This window comes from Streptomyces sp. CS113 (genome assembly GCF_002188365.1).
Lineage (GTDB): Bacteria > Actinomycetota > Actinomycetes > Streptomycetales > Streptomycetaceae > Streptomyces > Streptomyces tendae.
The window spans coordinates 202051-227911 of the sequence record NZ_KZ195574.1 but is presented as its reverse complement, the minus strand read 5'-3'; the positions used below and the strand labels follow the sequence as shown (position 1 = coordinate 227911).

The window sequence follows — 25861 nt, the reverse complement described above, 5'->3', positions numbered from 1 at the left end:
GCCATGAACGCACGGCTTGCGTTGCTCGGTGGCGTGGGGCCAGGTACGACGGAGAGTGAGATCTTCAGGCTGGCGCTCCAGCAGGTCGTGGGTGAGCTGGGCGGCCTGGGGGGAATGATCCATCTCCGCGGCCCCATGTCCGCGCTGCGGCTGGTTTCGGCCGTAGGTCTGCCGTCGGTCGTCACACTTCCCTGGGAGATCATCGACCAGGAGGGCTCACTGGCCCCCGCCCGCGCCCTCTACGAGGGCAGCGGGGTCTGGTCGCCCGCCGGCGCCGAGGCCCCCATGACCACGAAGGGGCCGGTTCAGGGCAGTGGCCTGGCCGCCGTCCCGCTGTCCGGCAAGGATCGCAGCATCGGAGCGCTCTCCGTCGTCATGAGCGACGGCAGAGCGCCCACGCCACCGCAGTGGGAATTCCTGAGGGCCGTGTCCGCCTGGACCGAGGAGCGCATGGCCCAGGCGCCGCCGGCCGCCGGGCCGGCGCACACCGAGCTGAGCGGTGAGCGGCTGCGCCACGCTCTTCACGAGGTCAGCGTCGGCTCATGGGAATGGGACATCCGCACCGGACGTCTCGCCTGGGACGAGGCGGCCCTGGAGGTGTTCGGCACCAGAGCCGCGGACTTCGTCGGGAAGATCGAGAACTGGATGAAGAACATTCATCCGGACGACCTGGCACCGACTCTCAGCACGGCGGAGCGCGCGATCCGCGACCACACGGTGTACGAGGCGGAGTACCGCGTCCGCCGCCTGGACGGCACCTACGGCTGGGTCCGGGTGCGCGGCAGGGCGACGTACGACGAACACGGTGAACCCGTCCGGCTGGTCGGCGTCGGCTGGGAGAACGACGAGTCCCGGTCCGCCCGTGACGCGCTCAGCCGCGCCCTGCGCCACATGAGCGACGGATTCCTGGCGTTCGACGACGAGTGGCGGATCATCTTCGCCAATCGCGAAGCGGAGCGCGTGCTGGGCTCCTCGGAGGACGAACTGCTCGGCCGGGTCCCGTGGGCCCTGCCCGCCACGCGGCGGATCCCGGGGATGGAGAGCCGGCTCCGCAGCGCCGTAGACACGGACGAGCCCGCCAGCTTCGACGTGAGCATGCCCGAGGACCGCCGGTATCACCTGCGCCTTGTCCCCGGTCCGGGCGGCCGGACGCTCTACATCACGGACGTCACGCAGAAGCGGCGCCTCCAGGAGGAGCGGCAGGCCGCCGAGCGCGCCGCGGCCGAGCGCGCCGCGCACGTCGCGAAGCTGACCGCCGCGCTCGCCAAGGCCACGACCTCACGCGACGTCGTGGACGCCCTCGCCCCACGGGTACTGGCACCGTTCGCGGCCGTAGGGCTACTGGTGCAGACGGTGGAGGGCGAGTCACTGCACACGGTGGGCGCGGTCGGTTACGACGACGGATTCCCCAGCAGTGCCGAAGGCCTGTCCCGGGCATCGCGCGGCCCGCGCTCGACCGTCATAGCGTCCGGTACCCCCCTCTTCCTGTCCTCCGTGGGGGAACTCGTCGCACATTCACCCGACGCCCCCGAGCTGCCGGTGCGCCCGGGCCACGAGTCCTGGGCGTTCCTGCCGCTGACGGCGTCGGGCGTCACGTTCGGCGTCTGCGTCCTGTCCTTCGACCGTCCTCGGCTGCTCACCGACGACGAACGCACCCTGCTGACCACCATCACCGCGCTCGTGGCCCAGTCCCTGGAACGGGCGAGGCTCTACGATGCCGAGCACACCCGGTCCCGTGAACTCCAGCGCGGGCTCCTCCCACGGGATCTGCCCTCCGTCTCGGCGTGCACCGCGGCGGCCCGCTACCTCCCCGCGGGACAGGGCATGGACGTGGGAGGCGACTGGTACGACATCATTCCGCTCTCGGGGGGCCAAGTCGCCCTCGTGGTGGGCGACGTGATGGGGCACGGCCTGCCGGAGGCGGCGACGATGGGCCGGCTGCGTACCGCGGTCCACACCCTCGCCGACCTGGAACTGCCCCCCGACGAGATCATGAGCCATCTCAACGACATCGTCGGCGGCATGGACGAGGAGTCGTACGTCACCTGCCTGTATGCGCTCTACGACCCGACCACACGCGTCTGCTCCCTCGCGCGTGCGGGCCACCCGCCACCCGCGCTGGTGCTGCCGGACGGCAGCGTCCAGTTCCCCGAACTACCACCCGACCCGCCCCTCGGTGCGGCAGAACCACCCTTCGAAACGGTGGAGTTGACCGTACCGGAGGGCAGCCTCCTCGTGCTCTACACCGACGGGCTGGTGGAGTCGTCCGCCCGCGAGATGGACCAGGGCATGCGGACCCTCGCCGGTCTGCTGACCACCGCGTACAGTGCCGCGGCGGGTGAGGGCGGTGCGCGCCTCGATCTGGAACACCTCTGTGACATCCTGACGGCCGGTCTGCTCCCCGCCGACCAGCAGGCGGCCGACGACGCGGCCCTGCTCGTCGCCCGACTGCACGCCACGCCCGAAGAGAAGATGGCCCGGTGGCCGCTCGGCGACGACCCCAAGGCCGCCGGTCTGGCGCGCCAGCACGTCCGTGAGCAACTCGCCGCATGGGGCATGGACCACCTGATCCCCGCCACCGAGCTGATCGTCAGCGAACTCGTGGGCAACGTCGTCCGGCACGCCAAGGGCCCCCTCGTCCTGCGACTCCTGTACGACACGGAGTTGATCTGCGAGGTGTACGACGGCAGCCTGACCATGCCGCGCATTCGCCGGGCGACGGACACCGACGAGGGAGGCCGCGGACTGCAACTGATCACGGCCCTCTCCCGGCGCTGGGGGACGCGCTACACCGCGCGCGGGAAGTGCATCTGGACCGAGCAGGATCTCGCCGGCGCCGAGCACCCCCGCGACGATCCCTCCGATGCCCTGGCACTGATGTTCCCGGCCGTCGGGGACTTCGCCGGGGATCTGGACGCGTTGCCCTTCGGCGATCAGGAGCTGTGACGGAACACCCTGACTTGCCGGGGCCGGGTGTCCCGGGCCGGCCTGTACCTGCCGGACAATAGCCCCATGGAACGTGCACGTTCCGGGCGTCAGGCTCCTCCCGACTGGCTCGTCCGGAATCTTGAAGCCCACCCCGCATCCATGAACCGCGCGGCCATGGTCCGCGCGTCCGTGGCGCTGTCCCTGCCGCTGGCGGTCGGGATCGCCGCAGGGCACCCCGCCTACGGTGCGGTGGCGGCACTGGGTGCTCTCAACGGTGTGATCGGGGACACCGCCGACGCCTACCGACTGCGCGTGCTCAACATCGCCGTACCCCAGGTCACCGGAGCGGCGGGCGTCGTGGTGGGCTCACTCGTCTACGACAGTGGCTGGGTCACGGTCGCCACCCTCACGGCTGTCGCCCTGCTGTCCGGAATGATCTCCACGATCGGCACGGTCGCCTCGTCCTCCGGACTGCTGCTGCTCCTCAACGCGGTGATCGGTGCGGGACTTCCGCTCCCCGGCGCCTGGTGGACCGCACCGGTCCTGTTGAGTCTCGGCGGGCTCGGGGTGCTCGTACTGGCGCTGCTGGCCTGGCCCCTGCGAGCCGGCCTCGCGGAGCGCGCGTCGGTCGCGGCGGCCTACCGCTCCGTCGCCGAGCTGCTCGCCCGTGGAACCGACCCCGACCGGTACGGCGCCGCGCGCACCGAGGTCACCCACGCGCTCAACCACGCCTACGACCTTCTCCTCGCCCGTCGAGCCCGCCAGCACGCCCGCAGCCGGGAACTGACCCGCCTGGTGACCCAGTTGAACGCCATCAACCCCGTGGCCGAGGCGGCGCCCACCCTCCTCCTCGCCACCCGGGCCCTGCCACCGGAGGTGCCCGACGCGGTACGGCTCCTGGCCGACGACATCGAGGCGGGCCGCACGGAGCCCAGGCGGCCGGTCCTGCCCGCCCCCACCACCGACGCCGGACGCGCCGTCGAGCACGCGCTGCGGCACGCGGCCGAGGTGGTGGCCGACCCCGACGTCGACCCGTGGGGTCTGGACTACCGCACCAGCGGACCGACCCGCCTGAGGGTGCGCACGGCACGCGCGGTGCGCGAAGCGTCCCTGTCCGCCGGCTCCTGGCGGTACGGGCTTCGCCTCGCCCTGTGCATCGCCCTCGCGCAGGGATTCGTGTCGCTGGTCCCGGTGCCGCGCTCCTACTGGGTCGCTCTCACCGTGACCTTCGTCCTCAAGCCCGACTACGGGTCGGTGTTCTCCCGGGCGGTGCTGCGGGCCCTGGGCACCGTGGCCGGACTCCTGCTGGCGGCGGCGGTGCTGGCGGGTGTGCCGCGCGGCTGGTGGGACGTGCCCGTCCTGGCGGGCCTGGCGGCGTTGATTCCGGCTCTGTCGCCACGCGGGTACGGGTACCAGACCGCGGCGATCACCCCGGTGATCCTCCTCCTGTCGGACGTCCTCAACCGGAACGGCACGGATCTCCTGCTGCCCCGCCTGTTCGACTCGCTGCTGGGCTGCGCGATCGTGGTCGTCGCGGGTTACCTCCTGTGGCCCGAGAGCTGGGGCACCCGAGTCGGCCACCGACTGGCCCAAGCCGTCACGGACACGGCTGCCTACGTCGACGCCGCCTTCGGCGCAGGCGTCGACCCGTCCGACCGCACCCGTATGCGCCGCCGCCTCTACCGAGATCTCTCCACCGTTCGCACCGAGTTCCAGCGGGCCCTGACCGAACCACCGCCCACGGGCCGTCGGGCGGCGGCCTGGTGGCCACTGGTCATCGCCGTCGAGCGCATCGTGGACGCGACCACCGCAGCCCGCATCAGCGTTCATCACGGTGCGCAGGCCCCGTCCGCGGCCGAGACCCGGCAGGTCTCCCGGCAGTTGCGCGAGCTGGCGGAACACCTTCGGGAACCCGAGGGCACGACGACGCTGCCCCACCACTCGACCAGTCCCGTGAACAGTGTTCTGGACCCGGTGCGCCACGAGGTCGCGGCAGCCAGATCACTCGCCGGGCCTCGTTGAACCGACGCCGGCGGTCAGGCGCCGATGCCGTACCAGCGGGCGGCCGTGGCCCCGAAGACCGCCTCGCATTCCTCCGTCCCGAGACCCGCGGTGAGGGTCTCGGCGAGCGCGAGCACCTCGTCGTACCCGGCCGCCAGCAGGCACACCGGCCAGTCCGAGCCGTACATGAGACACCGCGGCCCCAGGGCCGACAGCAGCACGTCGGTGAACGGACGCAGCGCGCGGACCGGATCCCCGGTGGTGCGGGTCACCAGACCGGACAGCTTGACGGCGACGTTGGGGCAGACCGCCAGAGCGGCCATGTGCCCCGCCCAGACGGCGAACGCGTCCGGGTCGGTCACCGGGTTGCCCGCGTGGTCCAGGACGAAGCGGACCTCGGGCAGTTCCCGTACCGCGCGTACCGCGGCCGGCAGCTGGTCCGGGCGGACCAGCAGGTCGTGGACGAGACCCGCGTCGGCGGCCGCACGCAGCCCGCGGCGGACCTCGGACCGGGCGAGCCAGTCCGGGTCCGCCTCGTCCGTCACCGGGTGCCGCAGGCCCACCAGGGCCCGGCCGCCGGGGCCCTCGCGCAGCGCGGCGAGGTGGTCGGCGACGGCCGGGGCGGTGAGGTCGGCCCAGCCGACGACCGCCTTGGTGTGCGGGTCGTCGGCGGCCAGGGCCAGCAGTTCCGCCGTCTCCTCGGCCACGGCACACGTCTGCACCACGACGGTGGCGTCGATCGCGTTCCGCAGCAGGGCCGGGCGCAGGTCGTCGGCCGTGTAGGTGCGGTGCAGGACCGGACTGCCGCGGGTCCACGGCAGGTCGCGGACGGCCAGGTCCCACACATGGTGATGGGCGTCGACACGCACGGAGCCGGCTCACCCCTCCTTGCGCAGCCGCAGGCCGTCCATGCCGCCGTCCACGGCCAGGCACGTGCCCGTGGTCGACCCGGCGGCCGGCGAGGCGAGGTAGGCGATCGCGGCGGCGACCTCCTCGGCGGCGACCAGGCGGCCGTGCGGCTGCCGGGCCGCCAGGGCGGTGTACTCGGCGGCGGGATCGGCGGCCCGGTCCAGCAGCCGGCCGATCCAGGGCGTGTCCGCGGTCCCGGGGTTGACCGCGTTGACCCGGATGCCCTCCGGCAACAGGTCGGCGGCCATGGCCCGGGTCATCGCCACCACCGCGCCCTTGCCGGCCGAGTACAGCACCCGCTGGGGCAGCCCGGCGGTGGCGGCGATGGAGCCGACGTTGACGACCGCCGCGTGGACGGAGGCCCGCAGGGCGGGCAGCGCGGCCCGGGTGACCCGGACCATGCCGACGACGTTGGTGTCCAGGACGCGGTGCCACTCCTCGTCGGAGTTGTCCTCGACGCCGCCCTGCGCCCCGATCCCCGCGTTGTTGACGACGATGTCGAGTCCGCCGAGCCGGGAGACCGCCGCGTCGACGGCGGCCACCACCGAGGCGTCGTCGCGTATGTCCGCGCGCAGAGCCGCCGCGAAGTCGGCGGGCTCCGGTTCGGACAGGTCCAGGACGGCCACGCGGGCGCCCTGGGCGGTGAGCAGCCGGGCGGTGGCCAGGCCGATCCCGGAGGCGCCGCCGGTGACCAGTGCGGTGAGACCGGCGAAGGGCAGCGCGCCGGACAGTGCGGAACCGGTCGTTGTCATATGTGCTCTCTCCCCATGGTCTTCGGTCCTGGTCTTGATTCTGGTCCGGGTCCTGGCCCTGGTGCTGTGGCCGCCCGTGGCCCGGCGCCCGCTGTCACGGCACCGGGACGGCCGGGTCGAGCAGGTGCGCCTCGCGCAGCTCCGCCCACATCGCGGCCGGGATCGGGTGACCGGCCAGCTCGAGGTTGCCCGTCACCTCGTGCGGCGACGCGGCGCCCACGACGACGGACACCACGGCCGGGTGTCCGAACGGGAACTGCTGGGCCGCGGCCCGCAGCGGCACCCCGTGCCGTGCGCAGACGTCGTCGAGCGCCAGCGCCCGCCGCAGCACGTCGTCCGGTACCGGGTGGTAGTGGTACGGCGCGCCGGGCCGGGGGTCCGCCAGCAACCCGGAGTTGAACACACCGGCGGCGATCACCCCGACGCCCCGTTCGGCGCACAGGGGGAGCAGGTCGGCCAGCGCGGGCTGCTCCAGCAGTGTGTAGCGGCCGGCGATCAGCACCACGTCCAGGTCGGCGCGCCGCACCAGCTCCGCCAGCGGCGCGCTGTGGTTCATCCCGGCGCCGACGGCGCCGACGACTCCCTCGTCCCGCAGGCGCAGCAGCGCGGGCACGGCGTGCCGCACCGCCTCGTCGAGATGGTCCTCGGGGTCGTGCACGTGCACGACGTCGAAGCGGTCGACACCGAGACGTTCCATGCTGCCCTCGAGGCTGCGCAGGACGTCGTCGCGGCCGAACGCGTGCCGGGGCTCGGCGCCTTCGGCGATCTGCCAGCCGACCTTGGTGGACAGCTGGAACCGGGCGCGGTCCACGGTGGCCAGCGCCCTGCCGACCCGACGCTCGGACAGACCGTCGCCGTACAGCGGAGCCGTGTCGATCAGCGTGGCCCCGCCGTCGATCGCGGCGTGCACGGTGGCCGCGGCGACGTCGGGATCCACCTCGTGGTAGAGATCGCCGATCGGGGCGCACCCGAGGCCGAAGCGGGGCAGGGCGAGCCGTCGGCCGTCGGCCGGGGTCACCGCTTCGAGGCGCGCCACTGCTCGTACTCCTCCCTGCTGTCGGGGCTCAGCGGGTAGTAGTCCGACAGCCGTGCGCCCTGGTCGATGCGCATCCGGCTGAACTCCTCCCACTGCTCGTGGTCAAAGGCGCTGTCGACGATCTCCTGCGCCTTGGACACCGGGACCACCACCGCGCCGTCGTCGTCGGCGACGACGAGGTCGCCGGGCAGGGTGAGGACACCGCCGGCCGCCACGGGCACGTCGTAGGCCCAGGGGAACAGCTCGGACTGGGAGGCGTAGTGCGGGGTGGTGCCGGTGCACCAGATCGGGACGCCGAGTTCGCGGACGCGGGGCGCGTCCCGGATGCGCCCGTCGACGACGATGCCGGCGCCGCCCTTGCGCTTGAAGTAACGCACCAGCATGTCGCCGAGGCAGCCGGTGAAGGCGCTGCCGTAGGCCTGGACGACCAGGACGTCGCCGGGCTGGACCTCTTCGAGGACCGCCCACAGGGCCGTGCTGCGCTCGACGTACTCCTGGGCCAGGCCGCTGGCGACGTCCTCGCGCTGCGGCATGAACTGGAGGGTGCGGGCCGGGCCCGTCACCTTGTTGCCGAGTTCCAGGGCGGTGGGACCGGACAGATAGCTGCGGCGGATGCCGAGTTCGTGGAGCTTGGCGCAGGCGGTGGCGGAGCTGACCCGGTTCAGGCTCCGCACCAGCTCGCCGTCGGGGCGCTCCCAGGGCTCACCGTGCACGGGCAGGTCCCACACGGGCTTGGCGTCGGCCGCGGCGGCGCCGTCGGCCTCGTGGCTCGCGGGACGGGGGAGTGACATGGTCATCGGGCTCTCCGGAAGGTGGTGGGGGACGTGTGGTGGGCGAAGGGGCGGGCGTTGAGCCGCATGTCCAGCCGCAGCCGGATGCGGCGCCCCGGGGGCAGGACGATGTGCAGGCCGTTGTCGTCGACCGGTACCGAGTGCTCGGTCTCGGGGCCGGTCGGCAGGTGGTAGTCGTGGGAGTCGCCGGGATAGTGCTCGCCGCCGCCGGTCCAGTGGGCCTCGGTGATCAGGTGCTCGCCGAAGCCGCCCGCGAGCAGCCGCAGTCGGCGTGTGTGCACCGTACTGAGGTTGACCAACTGCACGGTGGTGCCGGTGGAGTCGAGGTGTTCGACGAGGGCGGCGACGTCCCAGGGGAGCCCGGGTCGGGCGGCGTCCAGGTCGTCGTAGCGCACCCGGGCGAGCGGCAGACCGCCGTTGTAGAGGGTCTGCGGTGCTCCGGTCGTCAGCTGGGTGAGGACCTCGGTGACCACCGGGTTCACCCGCTGCCACTTGTGCAGGTCGGCGCTGTCGGCGTCGGCGTCCTCGGCCGTCATCAGGGCGGTGCGGTGGGCGACCTGGGCGAGGGCCATGCGCAGGGCACGCTCGGGGTAGCCGGGGTTGTCGCCGTCGAGGTAGGCGAGCCACGGCGCCTCGTGCCCGGCCTCCTCCTTGTCGCGGAAGGCGTGCACCTCCCGCCAGTCGTAGCCGGAGTGTTCGCGGACCCGGTCCAGACGGGCGCGGTCCTCGTCGCGCATGCCGAACCACCACAGCCAGGTCCAGTAGGCGACCTGGGCGGGTTGGTGGTCGAACCATCCCTCGGGGCCGACGCGGGTGGGCAGCGCGTTGACGGTGCGTCCCGCACCCAGGCCGAGGGCGTGGGCCCAGCCGGGGCGGCGGGTCGCGCCGGTGTCGTACGGCATGGCGGTGCGACGCTGCTCCCAGACCTGGTCCAGGGGCCGCCGGGCGAGGTCCAGCCGGGCGTCGGCGCGGTCGAGCATGCCGGCACTGATGGCTCCGACCAGCGTCGCCGCACCGATCGAGTGCACGCCGTGCGGCCAGGTCCAGCCGTAGTGGCCGCCGTACCAGCGGCCCCCGTGGTCCTCGCCGACCTTGCCGGAGGGTCCGACGTTGTCGGGCATGGCACCGGCATCGGCCGCACGCTCCCGCCAGGCGTCGACGTATTCCAGGACCCAGTCCGCCAGGCGCGGGTCGTGGTCGTACAACCAGGCGTTGACGACGAGAGCGGTGGCGGCCAGGTCGACGGCGGTGTCGCCGCGGCCGAGCCGATCGCGCATCGCGTGGCCCATCCGCACGGCGTTGTCCTCGTCGGCCAGGTCGTCCCAGGAGGTGATGCCGGGGACGTCGCGCAGGGGCAGACCATAGGGGCGCATGCCCCGCTGCTCGTGCCCGAACCGGTCGTCCCACTGCGGGCCGAGGCCGGTCCGGGGGCCGTCCGAGCCGTTGTGCGGGGAGCGCAGGGTCCTGGTGGCGGGGTCGTAGTTGCCGGTCGCGCTGCCCGGGAGGTACTGCTCGGCGAAGCGCCGGGCCCGGTCGCGGAAGCGCTGGTCGCCGGGGTCGGCGGCGCAGATGCCGTAGAACATCAGCAGGGCCTCGCCCTGGTGGAACCAGTCGTAGCCGCGCTCGAACTCGTCCCGGTACAGGCCCAGTTCGGTGAGCTGTGCGGTGACTCCTTCCCAGTGGCGCTTGACCGCGGGCAGCAGGTCGTCGGCGCCGCCCAGGCGATAGAGGGCGGGCCAGTTGAAGAACGCCTCGTAGAAGTCGTCGGCGCCGTCCCGGTCGGGAATGGTGCCGGAGAAGCGCAGCCGGCCGTCGGGTTCGGTGTATCGGTCGCTGAACAGCCGCCAGGCTGAGTCGAGTTCGTCGAAGAGGTGGCGTTGCAGCACGGCCCAGGCGGGCGGCGGCCCGGTGGGCAGGGTGGCGGTGATCTCGACGGGGCGGGCTTCGGGGGGCGTGCCGCCGGACGGCGGAGTCCCGGTGGAGCTCGCCCCGGTGGCGGGGATGTCGTGTCGTGCGCTCATGTCAGCCCTTCAGGGCGCCGGAGGTCAGGCCGCTGATGATGTGCCGCTGCATGATCGCGAAGAAGGCGAGTGCCGGCGCGACGGCGAGGAGCAGGTTGGGGAAGACCACGGCGTAGTGCGTCGAGTACTTGCCGACCGCGGCGTACACCCCGGTGGTGACCGTGTAGAGACCGCTGCCGGGGCCGAGGATGATCTGCGGGTTGGCGAAGTCGTTCCACACACTGAGGCTGTGCAGGATCACGGCCGTGGCCACCATGGGACGCATCAGCGGCAGCACGACGAGCTGGAAGGTCCGCAGCCGTCCCAGGCCGTCCACGGACGCTGCCTGGTCCAGCTCCCTGGGGATGGTCCGGATGTAGGCGCTGTACAGGAACACCGACACGGGCAGGGTCAGCGCCGTCTCGAAGAGCACGAAGCCGGGGATGGTGCCCATCAGTCCGAGGTACTTGAGGACGTAGACCACCGGGATCAGCAGCACCTGGCTGGGGACGAACGTCCCGGCGACGAACAGCAGCAGCAGCGCCGTGTGCCAGCGGGTGGTGCCGCGGGCGATCACGTACGACACCGGGGCCGACACCAGCAGGGACAGGACGTTGACGAGCAGCACGAACAACAGGGTGATCCCGTAGGCCCGTACGACGTCGAAGTCCGGGTTGGAGAACGCGTCGCGCAGCGGCCGCAGGCTCAGTCGGGTCAGCGGCAGGCCGAACGGGGAGTCGCGGATGTCCTGCTCCGACTTGAAGGCGTTGACGACCAGCAGCCACAGCGGGATCACCATGAACGAGGCGGACACGAGGAGCAGGGGCAGCCGCCACAGCGAGGTTCCCGCTACGGTGCCGCTCGCGCGCCGTCGCGTCCGCGGGGCGGGCGCCGGGCGCCGCGGTCGCCGGTTCGGAGCCGTGGCGGGGGCCACCGGGCCGATGACGGGCCGGCGAGGGCTGGTGGTGGGTTCGGTGGGCATGGTCAGGCCCCCGCTCTCTCGTCGGCGCGGCGCCGCAGGAAGGTGATCGCCAGGGCGGCGATGCCGGTCACCACCGTCAGCACCATCGACTGGGCGGAGCCGTATCCCAGGGCGTTGTTCTGGAACGACTGGGCCAGGATCAGATAGGCGGCGGTCTGGGTGGAGCCCGCGGGACCGCCTCCGGTCAGGGAGAGGACCAGGTCGTAGGAGCGCAGCAGGGTCACCAGGGTCAGCACGATGTTGACGGTGACGACCGGCGCGATCATCGGCAGGGTCACACTGCGCAGGGTCCGCCACCGGCCGGCCCCGTCGATCCGGGCGGCTTCGAGCAGCGAGGCGGGGACGGTGTGCAGTCCGGCGATGTACAGCACGAGAGTGAACCCGAAGCCGGACCACACCACGACCCCGATCAGGCTCGCCAGCGCCCAGCCGGGCTGCGACAGGAACGGCAGTCCGGCGTGCCCGGCGGCGCGCAGCACGCTGTTGACCGCGCCGTTGGTGGACAGCAGCGCCGACCAGAGGAAGCCGATGATCAGCGCACTGATGACGTACGGGTAGAAGAAGACGGTCCGCAGCACGGTGTTGGTGCGGCTGGGGGTGGAGATGGCGAGGGCCAGAGCGAGTCCCACGGCGTTGACGGCGAGGGTGCCGATCACCGCCAGCAGCACCGTGATCCAGGCCGCCTGCCGGACCTCCGGATCGTCCAGGAGGGCGCGGTAGTGGTCGAGCCCCACCATCGCGGGGTGTGCCGTGTAGCCGTCCCAGTCGGTCAGACTGAGATAGCCGGACAGCACCAGGGGCACGACCATCATGACGAGGAAGAGCGCGACCGCGGGAGCGGTCATGAGCAGCCCCGTCAGCCGGTCCCGGCCGCGGGCGGTGGCGAACAGGTCGCGCACGGCCCGCGTCGGCCGGGAGGTGGTGGGCAGACTCATTTCGTGTGCGCCTTCAGCCAGGTGTCCACGTTCTTCAGCCCGTCACCGGCGTCGCCGCCCGTGTAGAGGCTCTGCACCTGCTTGTTCTGTTCGGCCTCGAAGCCGGTCGGCATCTGGTACTCGCCGCTGCCGGCGATGGCCTGGTGGCCGGTGGACTTGTCGAGGAGCGCCTGCACCTCGTCGGCCAGCGGAGAGAGCTTGTAGGGGTACCCGGTGCGGAACGAGGAGTCCTGCTTGAGCTGGCCGGCCACGGCGGCGCGGTCGGTGGTCAGGAACTGGACGAGCTTCTCCGAGGCCTTCTGGTGCTTGCCGGCCTTGAAGATGCGGTAGTTGGCCCCGGGGGTCACCGAGAGCCTCGGGGTGGAGGGGTCGTTGAGCTGGGGCGAGGCGAAGACACCGACCTCGAAGTCCTTCTTCGCCTGTGCCTCGGCGGCCACGAACCAGCAGCCCATCGGGTACATCGCGGCCTTGCCGGACAGGAACTCGGTCTCCGCGTCGGCGTACTTGGTGCCCAGGGCCTGCTTGTCCAGATAGCCCTTGTCCAGCCAGTCCTTGTACAGGTCCATGGCCGGGCCGAGGTCGGTGCTCAGGGAACGCTTGCCGTCGGAGGCCTGCTTGAACCAGTCGGGCTCACCGGTGGTGACGGTCGGTGCGAAGAGCATCATGACCTGCGCCTGCGTGACCCACTCCCCGGCCGTCTGCATGGGCAGGTATCCGGCGGACTTGAGCTTCCGCATCGCCCCCGTCAGTTCCCCCATGGTGGCGGGCGGCTCGGTGATGCCGGCCTCCTCGAAGGCCTTCTTGTTGTAGAAGACGAGGGACTGGACCTGCTGTCCGATCGCCACGTCGTAGAGGTGGCCGTCCAGTCGCTGGGCGTCCGCCATCGGCGCGTCGGCCGCCCAGCTCAGGTCGGACAGGTCCCTGAGATAGGGGAGGACCTTGTCGTTGTGCGAGCCCTCGACGACGTCGGGGGCGTTGCCCGCTGCCAGCAACTGTTGCAGTGTGCTGTCCACGGAGCCGTCGGCGGCCGTGGGCGAGTCGATCTGTACCTTGATTCCGGGGTTGGCCTTCTCGAAGGGAGCGACCAGCTCCCGCCAGTACCCCTTGGTCAGGTTCGGTGTGATGTTCACCAGCATCCGTACGGTGCCGGTGGCACCCGAGTCCGGGTCGGCGGCCGAGTCCGCCTCGAACCCGCCGCTGCCACCGCACGCGGTGGTCAGGGCCAGGCCCAACAGGATGCCTACCGCAGCGTTGATGGATCTTCTCCGGGCCATGTCGCCCTCCCTATCGATTATGTTCTATCGATAGGCGATATGATGACTCCTGTTACGTGGTTGTCAAGAGCCTGCAACCACGGACACGCGATCATCGATAAGATGCGAAGACGTTCTACGAACCTAGGGGGCCGTCATGTCGGGCGTCGGTGAGCCACTGACCCGGGTACTGCTGTCCGATCAGGTGTACACCCGGGTGCGGGGTCTCATCGTCAACGGGGACCTCAAAGCCGGCGACCGGCTGGTCGAAGCCGAGATCGCCCGTGATCTCGGAGTCAGCCAGGCGCCCGTACGGGAAGCCGTCAAGCGGTTGGTGCACGAGGGCCTGGCCGACCACATCCCGCGGCGCGGCAGCTTCGTGGCCGACGTGTCCTCGCAGGACGCGGACGCCGCGCGGGCGGTGCGGGTCATCATCGAGGAGTTCGCGGCCCGCGCGGTCGCCGAGCGAGCCGACCCGGAGTCCGTCGAGGCGTTGCGCGCCCAGGTGCGGGACATGCGGGAAGCGGCCGAGGCCGGCGACATCGGACGCTTCCGGGACGCCGACATCGCCTTCCACCGGATCCTGTGCGAAGCGAGCGCCAACCCGTTCCTGTCCCGCATCTGGAGCCTGATGGAGCCGAGCCTGCGTGCGCTGCGCGTGGTCTCCGACCCGATGTTCACCGGTGACTGGGCCGAGATGGCAGTCCAGCACGGCGTACTGCTGGAGACCCTGGAGTCGGCCGACGCCGACCGTGCGGCCGCCGCCTTCGCCGCGCACGCCCGGGGGGACGAGGGCGTTCTGCACGACGGCCACGGCCACGGCTGAGCGGAGGGTGTACGCGGGGCGCCTTCCGGCCCGGCCCCACCCGGTCGTGGGCCCGGCGTGGGCCCGTCGGCTCGAAGAGATCTGAGCCGTCCCGCGCTGTCCGCCGTCTCTCTCCCCGCCTCGGCCTGCCCTGTCGGCCCGATTGGCGGGTCCTGTGCCGCACGGGGACGGTCCGTGGCTCACTGAGCGGCCCGCCCGTGCACGACCGTCCCGGCGCTCCCGGCGTTCCTACCGCTCCCTACGGCTCGTGCCGTTGTGGCGGCACCTGACCGTCCGTCGCCGTCGCCGACTGCCGGCCGCCCCTGGCCGCCAGGTCGTGCGCGGCCTCCTCGTTTCCATGGCCCCGCGATCCGCCCGGCCTCCGCCGCGGCGACGGCTATGACGCACGCCACACCGCGCCCCCTGCGTCGTCCGCGCCGGCACACGCATCACAGACGCGTGCCTCCGACTCCTTACGCGATCGCGTCCCGGGACCTATATTGATCGCCGATTCGCGATTATCGATAGGCGATGGGAGAGTCATGTACTGGAGACGTAGTGCTCTGGTCATCGGAACCGCTGCCGCGACGGTGCTCACCGCACTGACGGCCGCCGTTCCGGTATCGGCACACACGAAGGGCACCACGCGCTATGTGAGCGTGAGCGGTTCCGACGCGAACCGCGGCACCAAGCAGTCCCCGTTCGGCACCGTGCAGCAGTGCGCCGACGTCGCACGGGCCGGCGACACCTGTGTGATCGCCGCCGGAACCTACCGGGAGACCCTGACGCCGCCGCGCGACGGCACGGCGTCCGCCCGGATCACCTTCCGTGCCGCCCCCGGTGCGCGCGTCGTTCTCGACGGCAGTGCCCCGGTCGACGGATGGGCGCAGGTCAACGCCTCGGACCTGTCGGCACTGGAGGCCGCCGACCCGACACTGAGCGGCTCGGACTTCGCCACGGCCGCCACGGCCGGGAAGATATACCGGACCGACCTCGCCCTGAACCCCGCGCTGCCCGGCAACCAGCTCTTCGTCGACGGCACGATGCTGGGGGAGGCCCAGTGGCCCTACCCGGGCACCGAGCCGACGCGCCCCGACTACAACTCCGCGGACGCCGGCACCAACGACACGCTGTACGACGACGCCCTGACCCAGCCCGCCGGGTACTGGAAGGGGGCCCGTCTGACCTCGCACAACTGGTTCGTCAGCCAGACGGGCACCGTCACTTCGTCCGCGGTCGGCTCCGTGACCGCCTCCGGGCTGGCCACCTCCTGCGTCGGCCTCAGCCCCAACCAGCAGAACCTCTACTCGCTCACCGGCAAGCTCCAGGCGTTCAGCCATGCCGGCCAGTGGTACTACGACGCCGACGCGCAGCGGCTCTACATGTGGATGCCGGACGGTGCGAGCCCGGCGGGGCACACCGTCGAGGCCAAGCAGCGCAACGTCGCCGTCGACCTGTCCGGGCGGTCCTACGTGTCCGTCGTCGGCCTCGGTGTCCGCGCCGCCACGGTGGCGACCTCGTCCACCTCCACGCACAACGTGCTGGACGGCATCGACGCCACCTACGTCTCCCACTACATGGACCTCAAGGTGGACCCGGGCAAGGTCACGCCCGCCGACCCCTGCGACGTGCTGACGGCGGGTGAGACCACCAGCGGCATCCTTCTGAAGGGCACCGCCAACACCCTGCGCAACAGCAGGATCGACTACAGCGCCGGAAACGGGGTGCTGCTGGCCGGTTCGGGCAACACGGCGACCAACAACCTCATCACCCGCGTCGACTACCGCGGCAGCTACGCCGCCGGGATCAACGTCCTCGGCAGCGACCAGACGATCACGCACAACACCGTGACCAACAGCGGCCGCAGCAACATCAACATCGACAACAAGGTCGCCGGGACCACGGCCTCCGGCCACGAGATCGCCTACAACGACCTGTCCGACTACGGCAACCTGGTCGTGGACGTCGGCGCGATCTACATCTGCTGCCAGGTGAACCTGGCCGGTACCGAGATCCACCACAACAAGCTCCACGACGCCGCACTGTTCGCGGCCAGCGCGCCCGCGCCCGGCGTGTACCTGGACCTGTCCACGTACAACGCCACGGTCTACGACAATGTGGCGTGGAACCGGACGACGTACGGCGTCGTCCTGATCAACCCCAACGGCGGCACGACCAGTGGCAACCGCGTCTACAACAACACCAGCGGAACCGACCGCAAGTCCGTCAGCCTCTTCCCGGGCACCTACTCGGACACGGAGGTGGCCAACAACATCGGCGATGCCGACACCATGGCCGGGGTGTCCTCGACCAACAACCTGCCCATGGCCGACGGTCCGCAGTTCACGGACCCCGCGCACCACGACTACACCCTCGGCTCCACCTCACCGGCACGCAACTACGGCCTGGTGCGGCCCCCGGCCACGGACGGCTACACGGACCCGCGGCCCAGCGCCGGCGCCTACCAGTACGGTGCGACACCGTGGCAGGCCGGAGTGGCCGTGCAGCGTACGACGGTCCAGGCCGAGTCGTACGCGGAGGGCAGCGGCGTCGCCACGCACGCCGCGGGAACCGGATCGGTCCTCGGCGGCTTCGACGGCGGCGACTGGGTCCGCTACGACGACGTGGACTTCGGCACCGGCCGCAACCTCCTGGTCGCGAGCATCGGCAGCGAGCGGCCGTACGCGGGCGGCCGGTTCGAGGTCCGCCTCGACTCGGCCACCGGCCCGGTCGTCGGCACGGTGCGGGTGGAGAACACGGGCGGCTGGGACACGTACCTGGACCAGACGTTCACGATCACGCCGACCAGCGGTACGCACGACGTCTACCTCAAGGCTCTGGGCACCGCGCCGGGCGTCGCGAACATCGATCACTTCTCGGTGGAGAAGGTGATCTCCCAGTAGGGCGCTGAGGGCGGGGCCCACCAACAAGTCGCGCGACCAGGCCCTACGGGTTGGGCACATCCTGAAGGACCCAGCCATTGCCGTCCGGGTCGGAGAAGTCCGCGTACGTGCAGTAATTGCGGCGCTGGGGGTCGGGTCCGCCGAGCCACTTCTCGCCCGTGCAGCGGTGGAAGATGTCGCTGGTGTCGTGATAGATCTCGCCCACCTTTACACCCCGGCCGATCAGCTCGTCCCGGGCCTCGAAGATGTCCGAGACGACGAGGTGGAGGCCCTTGGACGACCCCGGGGCGGCCAGGGTGACGCCGGTGCCGAAGAGCACCGAGCAGGGCGACCCCGGGGGTGTCATGTGGACGACCCGGTAGGTCTCGTCCGTGACGTGGTCGGCGTCGAGGCGGAACCCGACCGCCTCGTAGAAGGCCTTCGCCCGGTCGACGTCGGAGACGGGCAGCACCAGGACTTCCAGTTTGAGATCCATTTGTCGTCACTCTCTTACGTTTCACCGTGGAACGGTGCCATCGGATCAGGCGGCATAGCCCGCGCTTTCAGAGTGCGTGGTCTCCATCGACCACCATCACACGGTGTCGCAGGATACCGCCCCCACCCTGCGGCAGACGAACCGATTGGGGAAGCGTCCTGCGGGTCCGAGGTTCCGAATCGGCCAATCGTGGCTGACAACCCGCGCAGCGCAGGGCGTGAGGCTTGCCGACCTGTTGATCATTGTGACACGGTGTCACATGTTGTTCCTGTGCGTCGTCACGTACCGTCGGCGCCGCACTGCCGAGGAAAGGGGAAGTCACACATGTCATCTCTGGGCTGGAAGAAGAAACTCGTCTCCGCGAGCCTCGTCGCGCTGGGTGCGGCGGGCGTCACGCTCGGGGGAGCCGCAGCCGCGCACGCCGACACCATGATCGGGCTTTACGACACGCAGGCTCAGTGCCTCGCGGTCAAGGTCGCCTACCAGAGCGGCGACCCGGGCGGCAGCTACTACTGCGACAACGACCACGAGGCCGGCGTCTGGTACCTCTGGAAGCGGTAGCCGTTTCGGTACACACCGTGACGCCGTCGGCCCACCGACCCCCGGTCGGTGGGCCGACGGCGTCCCCCCGTACGCGGGGGTCGTGGACGGAGAGTCATCAGGCAGTCATTCGACTGTTGACTGAGCCGGACCCGTCTCCACGGAAGAGGTCAGGGGCAGGTAAAATCCGGAACCGTGGCTGATACCAGAGGTGTGCAGCAGACGCTGAGCCCGATACGAAGAGAAGCGGCGGCTGAACGGCCGACCACGATGCGCGTCAGGGGCGCTTCGTCCGGACCGGCATCGGTGCTCACGGCATGATCGGTCGGGACGAGGAACTGGAGGTCCTGCACGGCCTGCTTTCGAGCACGGTGGCAGGAAAGGGCGACGCTCTGCTGGTCCGCGGAGACCCCGGCGTCGGCAAATCCTCTGTGCTGCGCACGTTCGGTTCTCATGCCTCGGACCAGGGGGTCAGAGTCCTTCGCACCTCCGGTGTCGAGACCGAACAGTGGCTGCCGTTCGCCGCGCTGCACCTGCTGCTCCAACCGGTTCTCGGCGGAGCCGAGACGTTGCCGGCCCCCTACCAGAAGGCCCTCGATGGAGCCTTCGGGGCCAGCGACGGGGAACCCGAGATCTACCGGGTGGGGATGGCGGTCCTCGAGCTGCTCGCCGACGCCGCCGACCGCCGGCCCCTCCTGCTGCTCGTCGATGATCTCCAATGGGTCGACTCGTCGAGCCGTGACGTGCTCGGATTCGTGGCCCGGCGTACCCGGGACCTCCCCATCCTCATGATCGGCGCGGCAAGAACCTCGTCACCGGGCACGTACACCCTGGGCACGCACGCCGAACTCGTTCTGGAGCCCCTCTCCCCGGCGGCGGCGGCCGAACTGCTCGACGCCGACGCTCCGGGCCTGGCCGACGCGGTGCGGGCCCGTATCTTGCAGCGCGCCGCCGGCAACCCTCTCGCGCTCGTCGAACTGCCGAGGGCGGCGCAGGGCATCTCGCCCCCGCTCGACGATCTGCCCCTGACCCAGCGACTGGAGACCGCGTTCGCCTCCCGCACCGACTCGCTCACCCGCGAGTGCAGGACGTTCCTCCTGGTCCTGGCCGCGGAGCCCACCGCACCACTGAACCAGCTACTCGACGTGGCAAGCCGTCTCGCGGGCTCGGAAGTGACCGTGTACGCGCTACAGGAGGCCGTCGACGCCGGACTGGTGGTGCTGACCGGTCGCACACCCGAGTTCCGGCATCCCCTGATGCGCTCCGCGGTCTACACACGGGCCACCGTCGCCGACCGGCTGTCCACCCACCGGGCCCTGGCCGAGACGCTGGAGGGATCATCTGGGCGGCGGCTCGTCCACCTCGCCGCGGCCACACTCGGGCCCGACGACGAACTGGCCGGCCAGCTGGAGCGCTTCGCGAACGACGCCCAGAAGCGGGGGCAACTGGCCGCGGCCGTACCGGCCCTGCGCCAGGCAGGCGAGCTGGTGCACGACGCACGCCGTCAGACCGGTCTGCTGGTCCGTGCGGCCGAGCTGGCCAGCGAGATCAACGACCGTGTCCAGGCCCAGATCCTGCTGGACAGGGCCGATCTGGCGGAGCTGGGACCCACGGAGCGGGCCCGCCTCATGCTGGTCTCCGACAAGGCCGCGTTCGAGCCCGATGAGCCGCAACGCCGTATCCAGGACATGATCGACGCGGCAGCGGGGGCGTTCGACGTCGGCAGTACGAACGTCGCCGAGAACCTGCTGTGGCGTGCCGCCGCCCGATGCTTCTTCCAGGACGGCGACGCCCGTGTGCGTGCCCAGGCCGCCGCCGAACTGGACCGGTGGAAGCCCGACCCGGACGCCCCCCACGTCTTGACGGTGCGGGCCTACACGGAGCCGTACCGCCGTGGGACCGACCTGATCGCACGGCTCGAAAAGCTCGAGCCGGACCGCGAGGACGGCCGGCTGCTGCACTACCTCGGCAGCGGCTCGATGGTCATCGGTGACGTGGGCCGTGCCACGCGCTACCTGGCCCAGGCGGCATCCGTGTGGCGGTCGCAGGGCCGTCTCGGGCTGCTCGCGCGATCCCTGGCGGGATCCTGGCCACGCCTCTACCTCGGGCAGTTGGCCCAGGCCCGTGAAGAGTCCGCGGAAGGGATCGCGCTCGCCGAGGAGACCGGGGAGTGGATCGTGTGGCTCGGCCTCAAGGCCACGTCGGCGCTCGCGGCGGTGCTGCGGGGAGAGCGCGAAGCCGCGGCTCGCAGCGTCCGGGAGCTGAGAGCGCACAGCCTCTTCCCCGTCATGCCCTTCGCGAGCGTCATGGCGCAGCAGGTCGACGGTCTCCTCGCCCTGTTCGACGGCCGCGCCGTGGAGGCGTACGACGCTCTCGCGCGTGCGTTCGACAAGACCGACCCGCACTACCACTCGACCAGTCGTTGGCTGCTCGTCCCGGACCTGGTGGACGCGGCCGCGGCCGCGTCCGCGGGCCGGAGCGAACAGGCGCGAGAGCTGCTGGCCGAGCTGCCGGAGCTGGCAGACCGGCTGCCCTCGGAAATGATGATCGTCGCCCGCACCTACAGTGCGGCAGTCCTCGCTCCGGACGACACCGCCGAGGAGTGCTACGACTCCGCGCTGTCCACACTGCCGGACACGTGGCCGCTGGCGCGGGCCCGACTCCATCTGCAACACGGCCGGCGACTGCGCCGACAGCGTAGGAACGTCGATGCGCGCAAGCCCCTGCGGCTCGCACGTGACGAATTCGACCGCGTCGGTGCGCAGCCCTGGGCGGACATGGCACGTGAGCAGTTGCGGGCCGCGGGGGAGTCGGACGGACGTCGGCGCCCGAGCAAGGGCGAGAGCCTGACGGTCCAGGAACGGCAGATCGCCGAGTTGGCCTCGCAGGGGCTGAGCAACCGGGAAATCGGCCAGCGCCTGTTCATCTCGCACCGGACCGTCGGAGCCCATCTGTACCGGATCTATCCACGCCTGGGCATCACCAGCCGCGGCAGGCTCTCCGCGGCGCTGGCCGCGCTCGGAGACGACCAGCCGACCTCGGGCTGAGCGGACTCGCACGGCAGCGACGGCATCACACGAAGGCGCCACTTTCCTGGCGGAGCGCCGCCACCAGACGGTCGAGTTCCTGGCGCGTGTTGTACAGCGTGGGGGTCACCCGGACGGCGCTGCCGCGCGCGATACCTGTGCGTGCGACCGTGAGTACACGGTGTTTCTTGAGCAGCAGCGTCGCCATCTTCTGCGCCTGCGCGTAATCCCTCATCGCAGGAAGTCGAAAGCTGGTGACCGCTCCGTGGCGTGCGGTGTCGTCGGGGGTGAGGATCTGCATGCCCGGGATGTCCCGTACGCGCTCCACCCAGTAGTCCCGGAGGTATTGCAGGTGATGTTGCTTCCGCGATCCCCCGATGCCGCGGTGAAACTCGATGGCCTTGGGAACGGTCAGGGCTGCCGCGAAATTCACTGTGCCCACGCTGGACCGCGAGCGCGTGTCCTCAGGAGGAAACATCGTGTTGCCCATACACGGTTCGACGCTGCCCAATCTCGAGCCGCGAATCCAGATGGCACCGGTACCGAGAGGCGCGCACAGCCACTTGTGCAGCGAGAACCCGACGAAGTCCGCGCCGAGGTCCGGCAACGTGTAGTCCAGGTGGCCAATCGTCTGGGTGGCGTCCACGATGGTGTCGACACCCCGGGCCCGTGCCATGCTCACGATCTCGCGGACCGGCATCACGATTCCGGTCCGATTGGACAGGTGGGTGACCAGGAGCAGTTTCAGACCGGCGGGTGCCTTCTTCAACTGTGTCCGGTAAGCATCAAGGATGTTCGCCGTCGTGGCCGGCTCGGGTATGGAGAACCTGATAACCCTCGCACCCCGGCGATGGGTGAGAGAATCCATCGCCTGCTGCATCTCGTCGTAGTCGAGATCGGCGTACATGACCGCGTCGCCGGGCCTCAGGGAACCGTATTGCAGAATCAGGTTCTGCATGGCCTCGGTGCCGTTTCGAGTGAGGGTGAACTCCTCCTTCGAAGCGCCCATCAGCTTCGCGACCTCGGCACGCACGTTGTCCATGGCCACCGTGCGCTCACGGCCCGGAATGCCGTCACGGACGAAGGTGACGTTGTGGCGATTGAGATAGCGAGTCTGCTTCGCGAACTCTTCCTCGACCGACCGCGGCATGACACCCCAGTAAGCGTTCTCCAGGTTCGCGACGGAACGGTCGACGTCCCACAGCGCCGGAAGGCTCCCGGTGTCCGCGTGGGCCGGAGCGGACATGACCGGCAGCGTGCCTGCCGCGCCCGCCGTCGCGGCGGCGGAGGCCATGAACGTACGTCGATTCACTGCTCTCCCTCGAAACGGGTCACGGAACACCGCGGTCGAATGTCACATGCTTCGAGCGGTCACCTCGGGCACGACCGGCGTGTGCCTCAAGTGAAGCCACACTAGCCGCAGATGACACAGTCTTGCCACCCTCTGAAAACTTTGTTGTTTTGCTTGCTCACCACCTGTGCGGCGGCGACGTGGACGCGAGGGCGCTCGTGCCTCGCCCCGATGTGATGTCCGACCGTCAACCGACGGATGAACTTCTGGTTGTGCCGGACCACAGTGACTGTGATCCCCCATCGCATCACTGGAAGGTATCGCCATGAGTGGTGACCACCACGGTGTGCAGGCTCGACACTCGGCCGCACACGCTCTCCTGCCTCTCTCCTTGTGCCTCGGCCGGATAACGGGCGCTCTCGAGTGGGAGGACGTTCCAGCGGAGTTCCGCTACGACCCTGACCACCCGCTCCTCGTCACGATCCGCTTCGCTCCCGAGGGCGCCCCACCGGTCACCTGGCGTGTCGGCCGCGACCTGCTTCACGAAGGCCTGCGCACCACGAGCGGCATGGGTGACGTCCAGGTGTGGGCCGACAACCCCACCGACCGGCAGACCGCGTGGCTCCAGATCCATGCACACGGTGGCATAGCCATCTTCAGACTGCCCGTCCCGGAACTGGGCGAATGGCTCGACCGCACGTACCTGCACGTCCCGGCCGGTACGGAGTCGTCGCGGCTCGGGACCGAGGCCTTCCTCTCGGAACTGTTCGGCGGTCCCGAAGCACCGGCTCGATGACCTGGGCGCCCAGGGAGCGATCACGGGGGTGGCGACCCGCGCTGGGCATCGGTGTGAATGTGCTTCTCGACCAACGGCAGCAAGGCACGCACAGCCGGCGTGAGCTTCGCCTCCGAGGCGGTGGCGACCCCGGTCTCCCAGGTGAGCGGCGGCCCGGAGATGGTCACCACCCGCAGGCCCGCGTCCCCGACGGGTGCCGCGAAGGCCGGCAGGACGGCTACTCCGAGACCGCCGCGGACGTAGGCGGGAGCGGTGACGATGTCGGGGACCTCGATGACGACCCGGCGCTGCAGGCCCATGGCGGCCATGCGCTCGTCGACGATGATGCGGTTCCCGTAGCCCAAAGGGGAGTCGATGAAGCCGGCGTCGGCCAGGTCGCGCAGGTCCACCTCGGTGCGATCGGCGAGGGGATGGTCCGCGGGCAACAGGCCGATCATCGGTGTGCTGGTCAGGCGCCGCACGGTCAGGCCGGGCAGCGGCCTGGGCAGGGAGAGGAACGCGATGTCCAGGGTTCCCTGGGCGAGGCCCTCCGCCAGGCCCACCGATCCACGGGACGCCACCTGGAGCTGAAGCCGGACGCCCGGGTGAGTGGTGTGGTAGTCGGCGAACAGTGCGGGAAGGTCGACCAGGCTGAGGACGGACAGTGTGCCGATCGTCACCGAGCCCCGCAGCCCGCCTTGGACCTGGGCGACCGCGTCACGTCCCGCCCGCGCTGCCTCCACGGCCTTTCTGGCCTGGGGGAGCAGGGCCGCGCCCGCCTCGGTGAGGGAGACGCGCTTGGAGGTGCGGTCGAAGAGCCGGGCGTCGAGTTCGCGTTCCAGGGCGCGGATCGAGGCGGAAACGCCCGACTGCACGACGTGCAGCCGTTGGGCGGCCCGTGTGAAGTTCAACTCCTCGGCGACGGCCAGAAAGTACTCGAGATGTCGCAGCTCCATGCAACCATCATTCATCGTGCTCGATGTGAGCACAAACAGATGTTGGACGTGATGAGTGCTGTTGGTGATCGTGGGGTGAGCACCTACAGATCACAGGAGAGTCCCTATGACGGCCTCATCACCTGCCGACGCACACCGCCTCCGACCCGCGCGGGCCGGGAAGGTCGGTCACGGCACGGCATTCTGGCTCATCGCCTTGGCCTACATGATCAACCTGGCGTTCACCGCCGTCCCGGCCCCGCTGTGGACCATCTACCAGCAGGAGGACGGTTTCTCGACCTTCATGATCACGGTGGTTTTCGCCGCCTACTCCGTCGGCGTGATCATCAGTCTCTTCCTGGTCGGACACATCTCGGACTGGCACGGCCGGCGGCGCGTGCTCCTGATCGGTGTCCTGACCGAGGCGGTCTCCGCGCTCATGGCCCTGTTCTCCACCTCGCTGCCCATACTCATACTGACCCGACTCGTCGTCGGCTTCGGTATCGGCATGGTGACCGCCACGGCCACCGCCTTCCTCATCGAGCTGCACCACCGGGCCCGGCCGGGAGCCTCCCGCACCCGTGCGGACATCGTCGCCACGGCCTCCAACATCGGCGGACTGGCCGTCGGCCCCCTGGTCGGTGGACTGCTCGCCGAGTTCGTCGCACGTCCGCTCCAGACCCCCTACCTGATCTTCCTCGGCCTGTTGCTGGTCAGTGCGGTGGGAGTCGCCCTGAGCCCGGAGACCGTGGAACTCTCCGCGACGCGCCCGGCCTATCGGCCCCAGCGGGTGTCGGTACCGCACGCCGCGCGCCCGACGTTCTACGCGGCCTCGGCGGCCACCTTCGCCGCCTTCGCGGCCTTCGGCCTGTTCACCTCTCTCGGGCCGGGCTTCATCGCGGGCACCCTGCACCATCCCTCCCGCACCCTGGCCGGCTTCGCAGCCTTCATGGTCTTCGGCGCCGCCGCTGTCACCCAGACCACGCTGCCGGGTGTCGCCCAGCGCAAGCTGCTCTCCTACGGCCTGGTCCTGATGCCTATCGGGCTCATCGCCGTGACCACCGCCGTCTACCAGGCCCAACTGGCCCTGTTCCTCGGCGGCGGAGTCGTCACCGGAGCCGGTGCGGGCCTGCTGTTCAAGGGAAGCGTCACCACCGTGCTGGGGCTTGCCGACCTCGACTCGCGCAGCGAGACCCTCGCAGGGCTGTTCCTCTCCGCGTACACCGGCCTGTCACTGCCCGTGCTGGGCATCGGCATAGCGACGCAGTTCATCTCCAGTGAGGTCGCCCTGATCGCCTTCACCGCCCTGCTCGTCACCCTCTGCGTCGCGGGCAGCCGGCGCCTTCTGGGACCCGTGCACATCGCGGCCGCCACGGCGCCGAGCGCACCGGCTCAGTACCAAGGCGCAGGCGACGCCTGAGGCCCCTGGAAGCGGCGTCGACCGTCCGCGCGGTCTGCGGCAGAGCAGGCCACGGGCATGACGAACCGCCGTCGCGGTGATCACGTGAACAGGACCTGACGGAA

The 25861-nt window shown here is 70.5% G+C and carries 19 protein-coding genes; 8 read left to right on the top strand and 11 right to left on the bottom strand.

The window, feature by feature from the left end; all coding sequences use genetic code 11:
• Positions 1 to 3 precede the first annotated feature (3 nt).
• A complete protein-coding gene (locus tag B9W62_RS00730; protein WP_179235285.1) occupies positions 4 to 2946 on the top strand; it encodes a SpoIIE family protein phosphatase in 2943 nt (980 codons plus the stop codon).
• 66 nt (positions 2947 to 3012) lie between these two features.
• On the top strand, positions 3013 to 4950 hold the full coding sequence (locus tag B9W62_RS00725; protein WP_087804136.1) for an FUSC family protein: 1938 nt from the start codon (positions 3013 to 3015) through the stop codon (positions 4948 to 4950).
• A gap of 14 nt (positions 4951 to 4964) precedes the next feature.
• Here B9W62_RS00725 and B9W62_RS00720 read toward each other — a convergent pair whose 3' ends face one another.
• The 8 genes from B9W62_RS00720 to B9W62_RS00685 form a co-directional block, all read right to left on the bottom strand.
• The gene (locus tag B9W62_RS00720; protein WP_087804134.1) at positions 4965 to 5798 is read right to left on the bottom strand and encodes an amidohydrolase family protein; all 834 of its coding nucleotides are present in this window, start codon (positions 5796 to 5798) and stop codon (positions 4965 to 4967) included.
• Positions 5799 to 5807: 9 nt separating this feature from the next.
• The gene (locus B9W62_RS00715) at positions 5808 to 6590 is read right to left on the bottom strand and encodes an SDR family NAD(P)-dependent oxidoreductase (RefSeq protein WP_087804132.1); all 783 of its coding nucleotides are present in this window, start codon (positions 6588 to 6590) and stop codon (positions 5808 to 5810) included.
• 94 nt (positions 6591 to 6684) lie between these two features.
• Positions 6685 to 7626, bottom strand: a complete 942-nt coding sequence (locus tag B9W62_RS00710) for an aldo/keto reductase (RefSeq protein ID WP_256976146.1) — start codon at positions 7624 to 7626, stop codon at positions 6685 to 6687.
• Positions 7605 to 8423 (bottom strand): RraA family protein, encoded by an 819-nt coding sequence (locus tag B9W62_RS00705; protein WP_179235284.1) that lies wholly within the window; start codon positions 8421 to 8423, stop codon positions 7605 to 7607. Before B9W62_RS00705 ends, B9W62_RS00710 begins: the two co-directional genes overlap by 22 nt.
• The gene (locus B9W62_RS00700; RefSeq protein ID WP_087804130.1) at positions 8420 to 10438 is read right to left on the bottom strand and encodes a DUF8034 domain-containing protein; all 2019 of its coding nucleotides are present in this window, start codon (positions 10436 to 10438) and stop codon (positions 8420 to 8422) included. Before B9W62_RS00700 ends, B9W62_RS00705 begins: the two co-directional genes overlap by 4 nt.
• Position 10439: 1 nt before the next feature.
• A complete protein-coding gene (locus tag B9W62_RS00695; protein ID WP_256976144.1) occupies positions 10440 to 11399 on the bottom strand; it encodes a carbohydrate ABC transporter permease in 960 nt (319 codons plus the stop codon).
• Positions 11400 to 11401: 2 nt separating this feature from the next.
• Entirely contained in the window at positions 11402 to 12334 is a 933-nt protein-coding gene (locus tag B9W62_RS00690; protein ID WP_087804128.1) for a carbohydrate ABC transporter permease, read from the bottom strand.
• Positions 12331 to 13608 carry an ABC transporter substrate-binding protein gene (locus tag B9W62_RS00685; protein ID WP_087804126.1) on the bottom strand — a complete coding sequence of 426 codons (1278 nt, stop codon included), beginning with the start codon at positions 13606 to 13608 and terminating at the stop codon, positions 12331 to 12333. The genes B9W62_RS00690 and B9W62_RS00685 overlap by 4 nt, the downstream gene beginning before the upstream one ends.
• Before the next feature lie 136 nt (positions 13609 to 13744).
• Here B9W62_RS00685 and B9W62_RS00680 point away from each other — a divergent pair, with 136 nt between their 5' ends.
• Both B9W62_RS00680 and B9W62_RS00670 read left to right on the top strand, forming a co-directional pair.
• Positions 13745 to 14413, top strand: a complete 669-nt coding sequence (locus B9W62_RS00680; RefSeq protein WP_087804124.1) for a GntR family transcriptional regulator — start codon at positions 13745 to 13747, stop codon at positions 14411 to 14413.
• 638 nt (positions 14414 to 15051) lie between these two features.
• A complete protein-coding gene (locus tag B9W62_RS00670; RefSeq protein WP_256976142.1) occupies positions 15052 to 17295 on the top strand; it encodes a carbohydrate-binding protein in 2244 nt (747 codons plus the stop codon).
• A gap of 43 nt (positions 17296 to 17338) precedes the next feature.
• On the opposite strand, the gene B9W62_RS00665 is transcribed toward B9W62_RS00670, so the two are convergent.
• A complete protein-coding gene (locus B9W62_RS00665; protein ID WP_087804120.1) occupies positions 17339 to 17770 on the bottom strand; it encodes a VOC family protein in 432 nt (143 codons plus the stop codon).
• A 324-nt stretch (positions 17771 to 18094) separates the two neighbouring features.
• Between B9W62_RS00665 and B9W62_RS00660 the strand changes: the two genes are divergently transcribed.
• Both B9W62_RS00660 and B9W62_RS00655 read left to right on the top strand, forming a co-directional pair.
• Positions 18095 to 18331 carry a hypothetical protein gene (locus B9W62_RS00660; protein WP_087804118.1) on the top strand — a complete coding sequence of 79 codons (237 nt, stop codon included), beginning with the start codon at positions 18095 to 18097 and terminating at the stop codon, positions 18329 to 18331.
• 296 nt (positions 18332 to 18627) lie between these two features.
• Positions 18628 to 21357 (top strand): ATP-binding protein, encoded by a 2730-nt coding sequence (locus B9W62_RS00655; protein ID WP_087804117.1) that lies wholly within the window; start codon positions 18628 to 18630, stop codon positions 21355 to 21357.
• Between the two features lie 25 nt (positions 21358 to 21382).
• Here B9W62_RS00655 and B9W62_RS00650 read toward each other — a convergent pair whose 3' ends face one another.
• Complete coding sequence (locus B9W62_RS00650) at positions 21383 to 22630, bottom strand: aminotransferase class V-fold PLP-dependent enzyme (RefSeq protein WP_087804115.1); 1248 nt, start codon at positions 22628 to 22630, stop codon at positions 21383 to 21385.
• Between the two features lie 322 nt (positions 22631 to 22952).
• On the opposite strand from B9W62_RS00650, the gene B9W62_RS00645 reads away from it, so the two are divergent.
• The gene (locus B9W62_RS00645) at positions 22953 to 23423 is read left to right on the top strand and encodes an SsgA family sporulation/cell division regulator (RefSeq protein ID WP_087804113.1); all 471 of its coding nucleotides are present in this window, start codon (positions 22953 to 22955) and stop codon (positions 23421 to 23423) included.
• Between the two features lie 20 nt (positions 23424 to 23443).
• Here B9W62_RS00645 and B9W62_RS00640 read toward each other — a convergent pair whose 3' ends face one another.
• On the bottom strand, positions 23444 to 24358 hold the full coding sequence (locus B9W62_RS00640; protein ID WP_087804111.1) for a LysR family transcriptional regulator: 915 nt from the start codon (positions 24356 to 24358) through the stop codon (positions 23444 to 23446).
• A gap of 106 nt (positions 24359 to 24464) precedes the next feature.
• On the opposite strand from B9W62_RS00640, the gene B9W62_RS00635 reads away from it, so the two are divergent.
• Positions 24465 to 25757 (top strand): MFS transporter, encoded by a 1293-nt coding sequence (locus B9W62_RS00635; RefSeq protein ID WP_087804110.1) that lies wholly within the window; start codon positions 24465 to 24467, stop codon positions 25755 to 25757.
• The last annotated feature ends 104 nt before the right edge of the window (positions 25758 to 25861 follow it).

What these genes read in the sequence shown, in the direction of transcription:
- B9W62_RS00725 (WP_087804136.1), top strand. Translation starts at nt 3,013, where the DNA reads ATGGAACGTGCACGTTCCGGGCGTCAGGCTCCTCCCGACTGGCTCGTC.
- B9W62_RS00680 (WP_087804124.1), top strand. Translation starts at nt 13,745, where the DNA reads ATGTCGGGCGTCGGTGAGCCACTGACCCGGGTACTGCTGTCCGATCAG.
- B9W62_RS00655 (WP_087804117.1), top strand. Translation starts at nt 18,628, where the DNA reads ATGATCGGTCGGGACGAGGAACTGGAGGTCCTGCACGGCCTGCTTTCG.
- B9W62_RS00715 (WP_087804132.1), bottom strand. Translation starts at nt 6,590, where the DNA reads ATGACAACGACCGGTTCCGCACTGTCCGGCGCGCTGCCCTTCGCCGGT.
- B9W62_RS00645 (WP_087804113.1), top strand. Translation starts at nt 22,953, where the DNA reads ATGAGTGGTGACCACCACGGTGTGCAGGCTCGACACTCGGCCGCACAC.
- B9W62_RS00660 (WP_087804118.1), top strand. Translation starts at nt 18,095, where the DNA reads ATGTCATCTCTGGGCTGGAAGAAGAAACTCGTCTCCGCGAGCCTCGTC.
- B9W62_RS00730 (WP_179235285.1), top strand. Translation starts at nt 4, where the DNA reads ATGAACGCACGGCTTGCGTTGCTCGGTGGCGTGGGGCCAGGTACGACG.
- B9W62_RS00650 (WP_087804115.1), bottom strand. Translation starts at nt 22,630, where the DNA reads ATGGCCTCCGCCGCCGCGACGGCGGGCGCGGCAGGCACGCTGCCGGTC.
- B9W62_RS00640 (WP_087804111.1), bottom strand. Translation starts at nt 24,358, where the DNA reads ATGGAGCTGCGACATCTCGAGTACTTTCTGGCCGTCGCCGAGGAGTTG.
- B9W62_RS00690 (WP_087804128.1), bottom strand. Translation starts at nt 12,334, where the DNA reads ATGAGTCTGCCCACCACCTCCCGGCCGACGCGGGCCGTGCGCGACCTG.
- B9W62_RS00665 (WP_087804120.1), bottom strand. Translation starts at nt 17,770, where the DNA reads ATGGATCTCAAACTGGAAGTCCTGGTGCTGCCCGTCTCCGACGTCGAC.
- B9W62_RS00635 (WP_087804110.1), top strand. Translation starts at nt 24,465, where the DNA reads ATGACGGCCTCATCACCTGCCGACGCACACCGCCTCCGACCCGCGCGG.
- B9W62_RS00695 (WP_256976144.1), bottom strand. Translation starts at nt 11,399, where the DNA reads ATGCCCACCGAACCCACCACCAGCCCTCGCCGGCCCGTCATCGGCCCG.
- B9W62_RS00700 (WP_087804130.1), bottom strand. Translation starts at nt 10,438, where the DNA reads ATGAGCGCACGACACGACATCCCCGCCACCGGGGCGAGCTCCACCGGG.
- B9W62_RS00685 (WP_087804126.1), bottom strand. Translation starts at nt 13,608, where the DNA reads ATGGCCCGGAGAAGATCCATCAACGCTGCGGTAGGCATCCTGTTGGGC.
- B9W62_RS00705 (WP_179235284.1), bottom strand. Translation starts at nt 8,423, where the DNA reads ATGACCATGTCACTCCCCCGTCCCGCGAGCCACGAGGCCGACGGCGCC.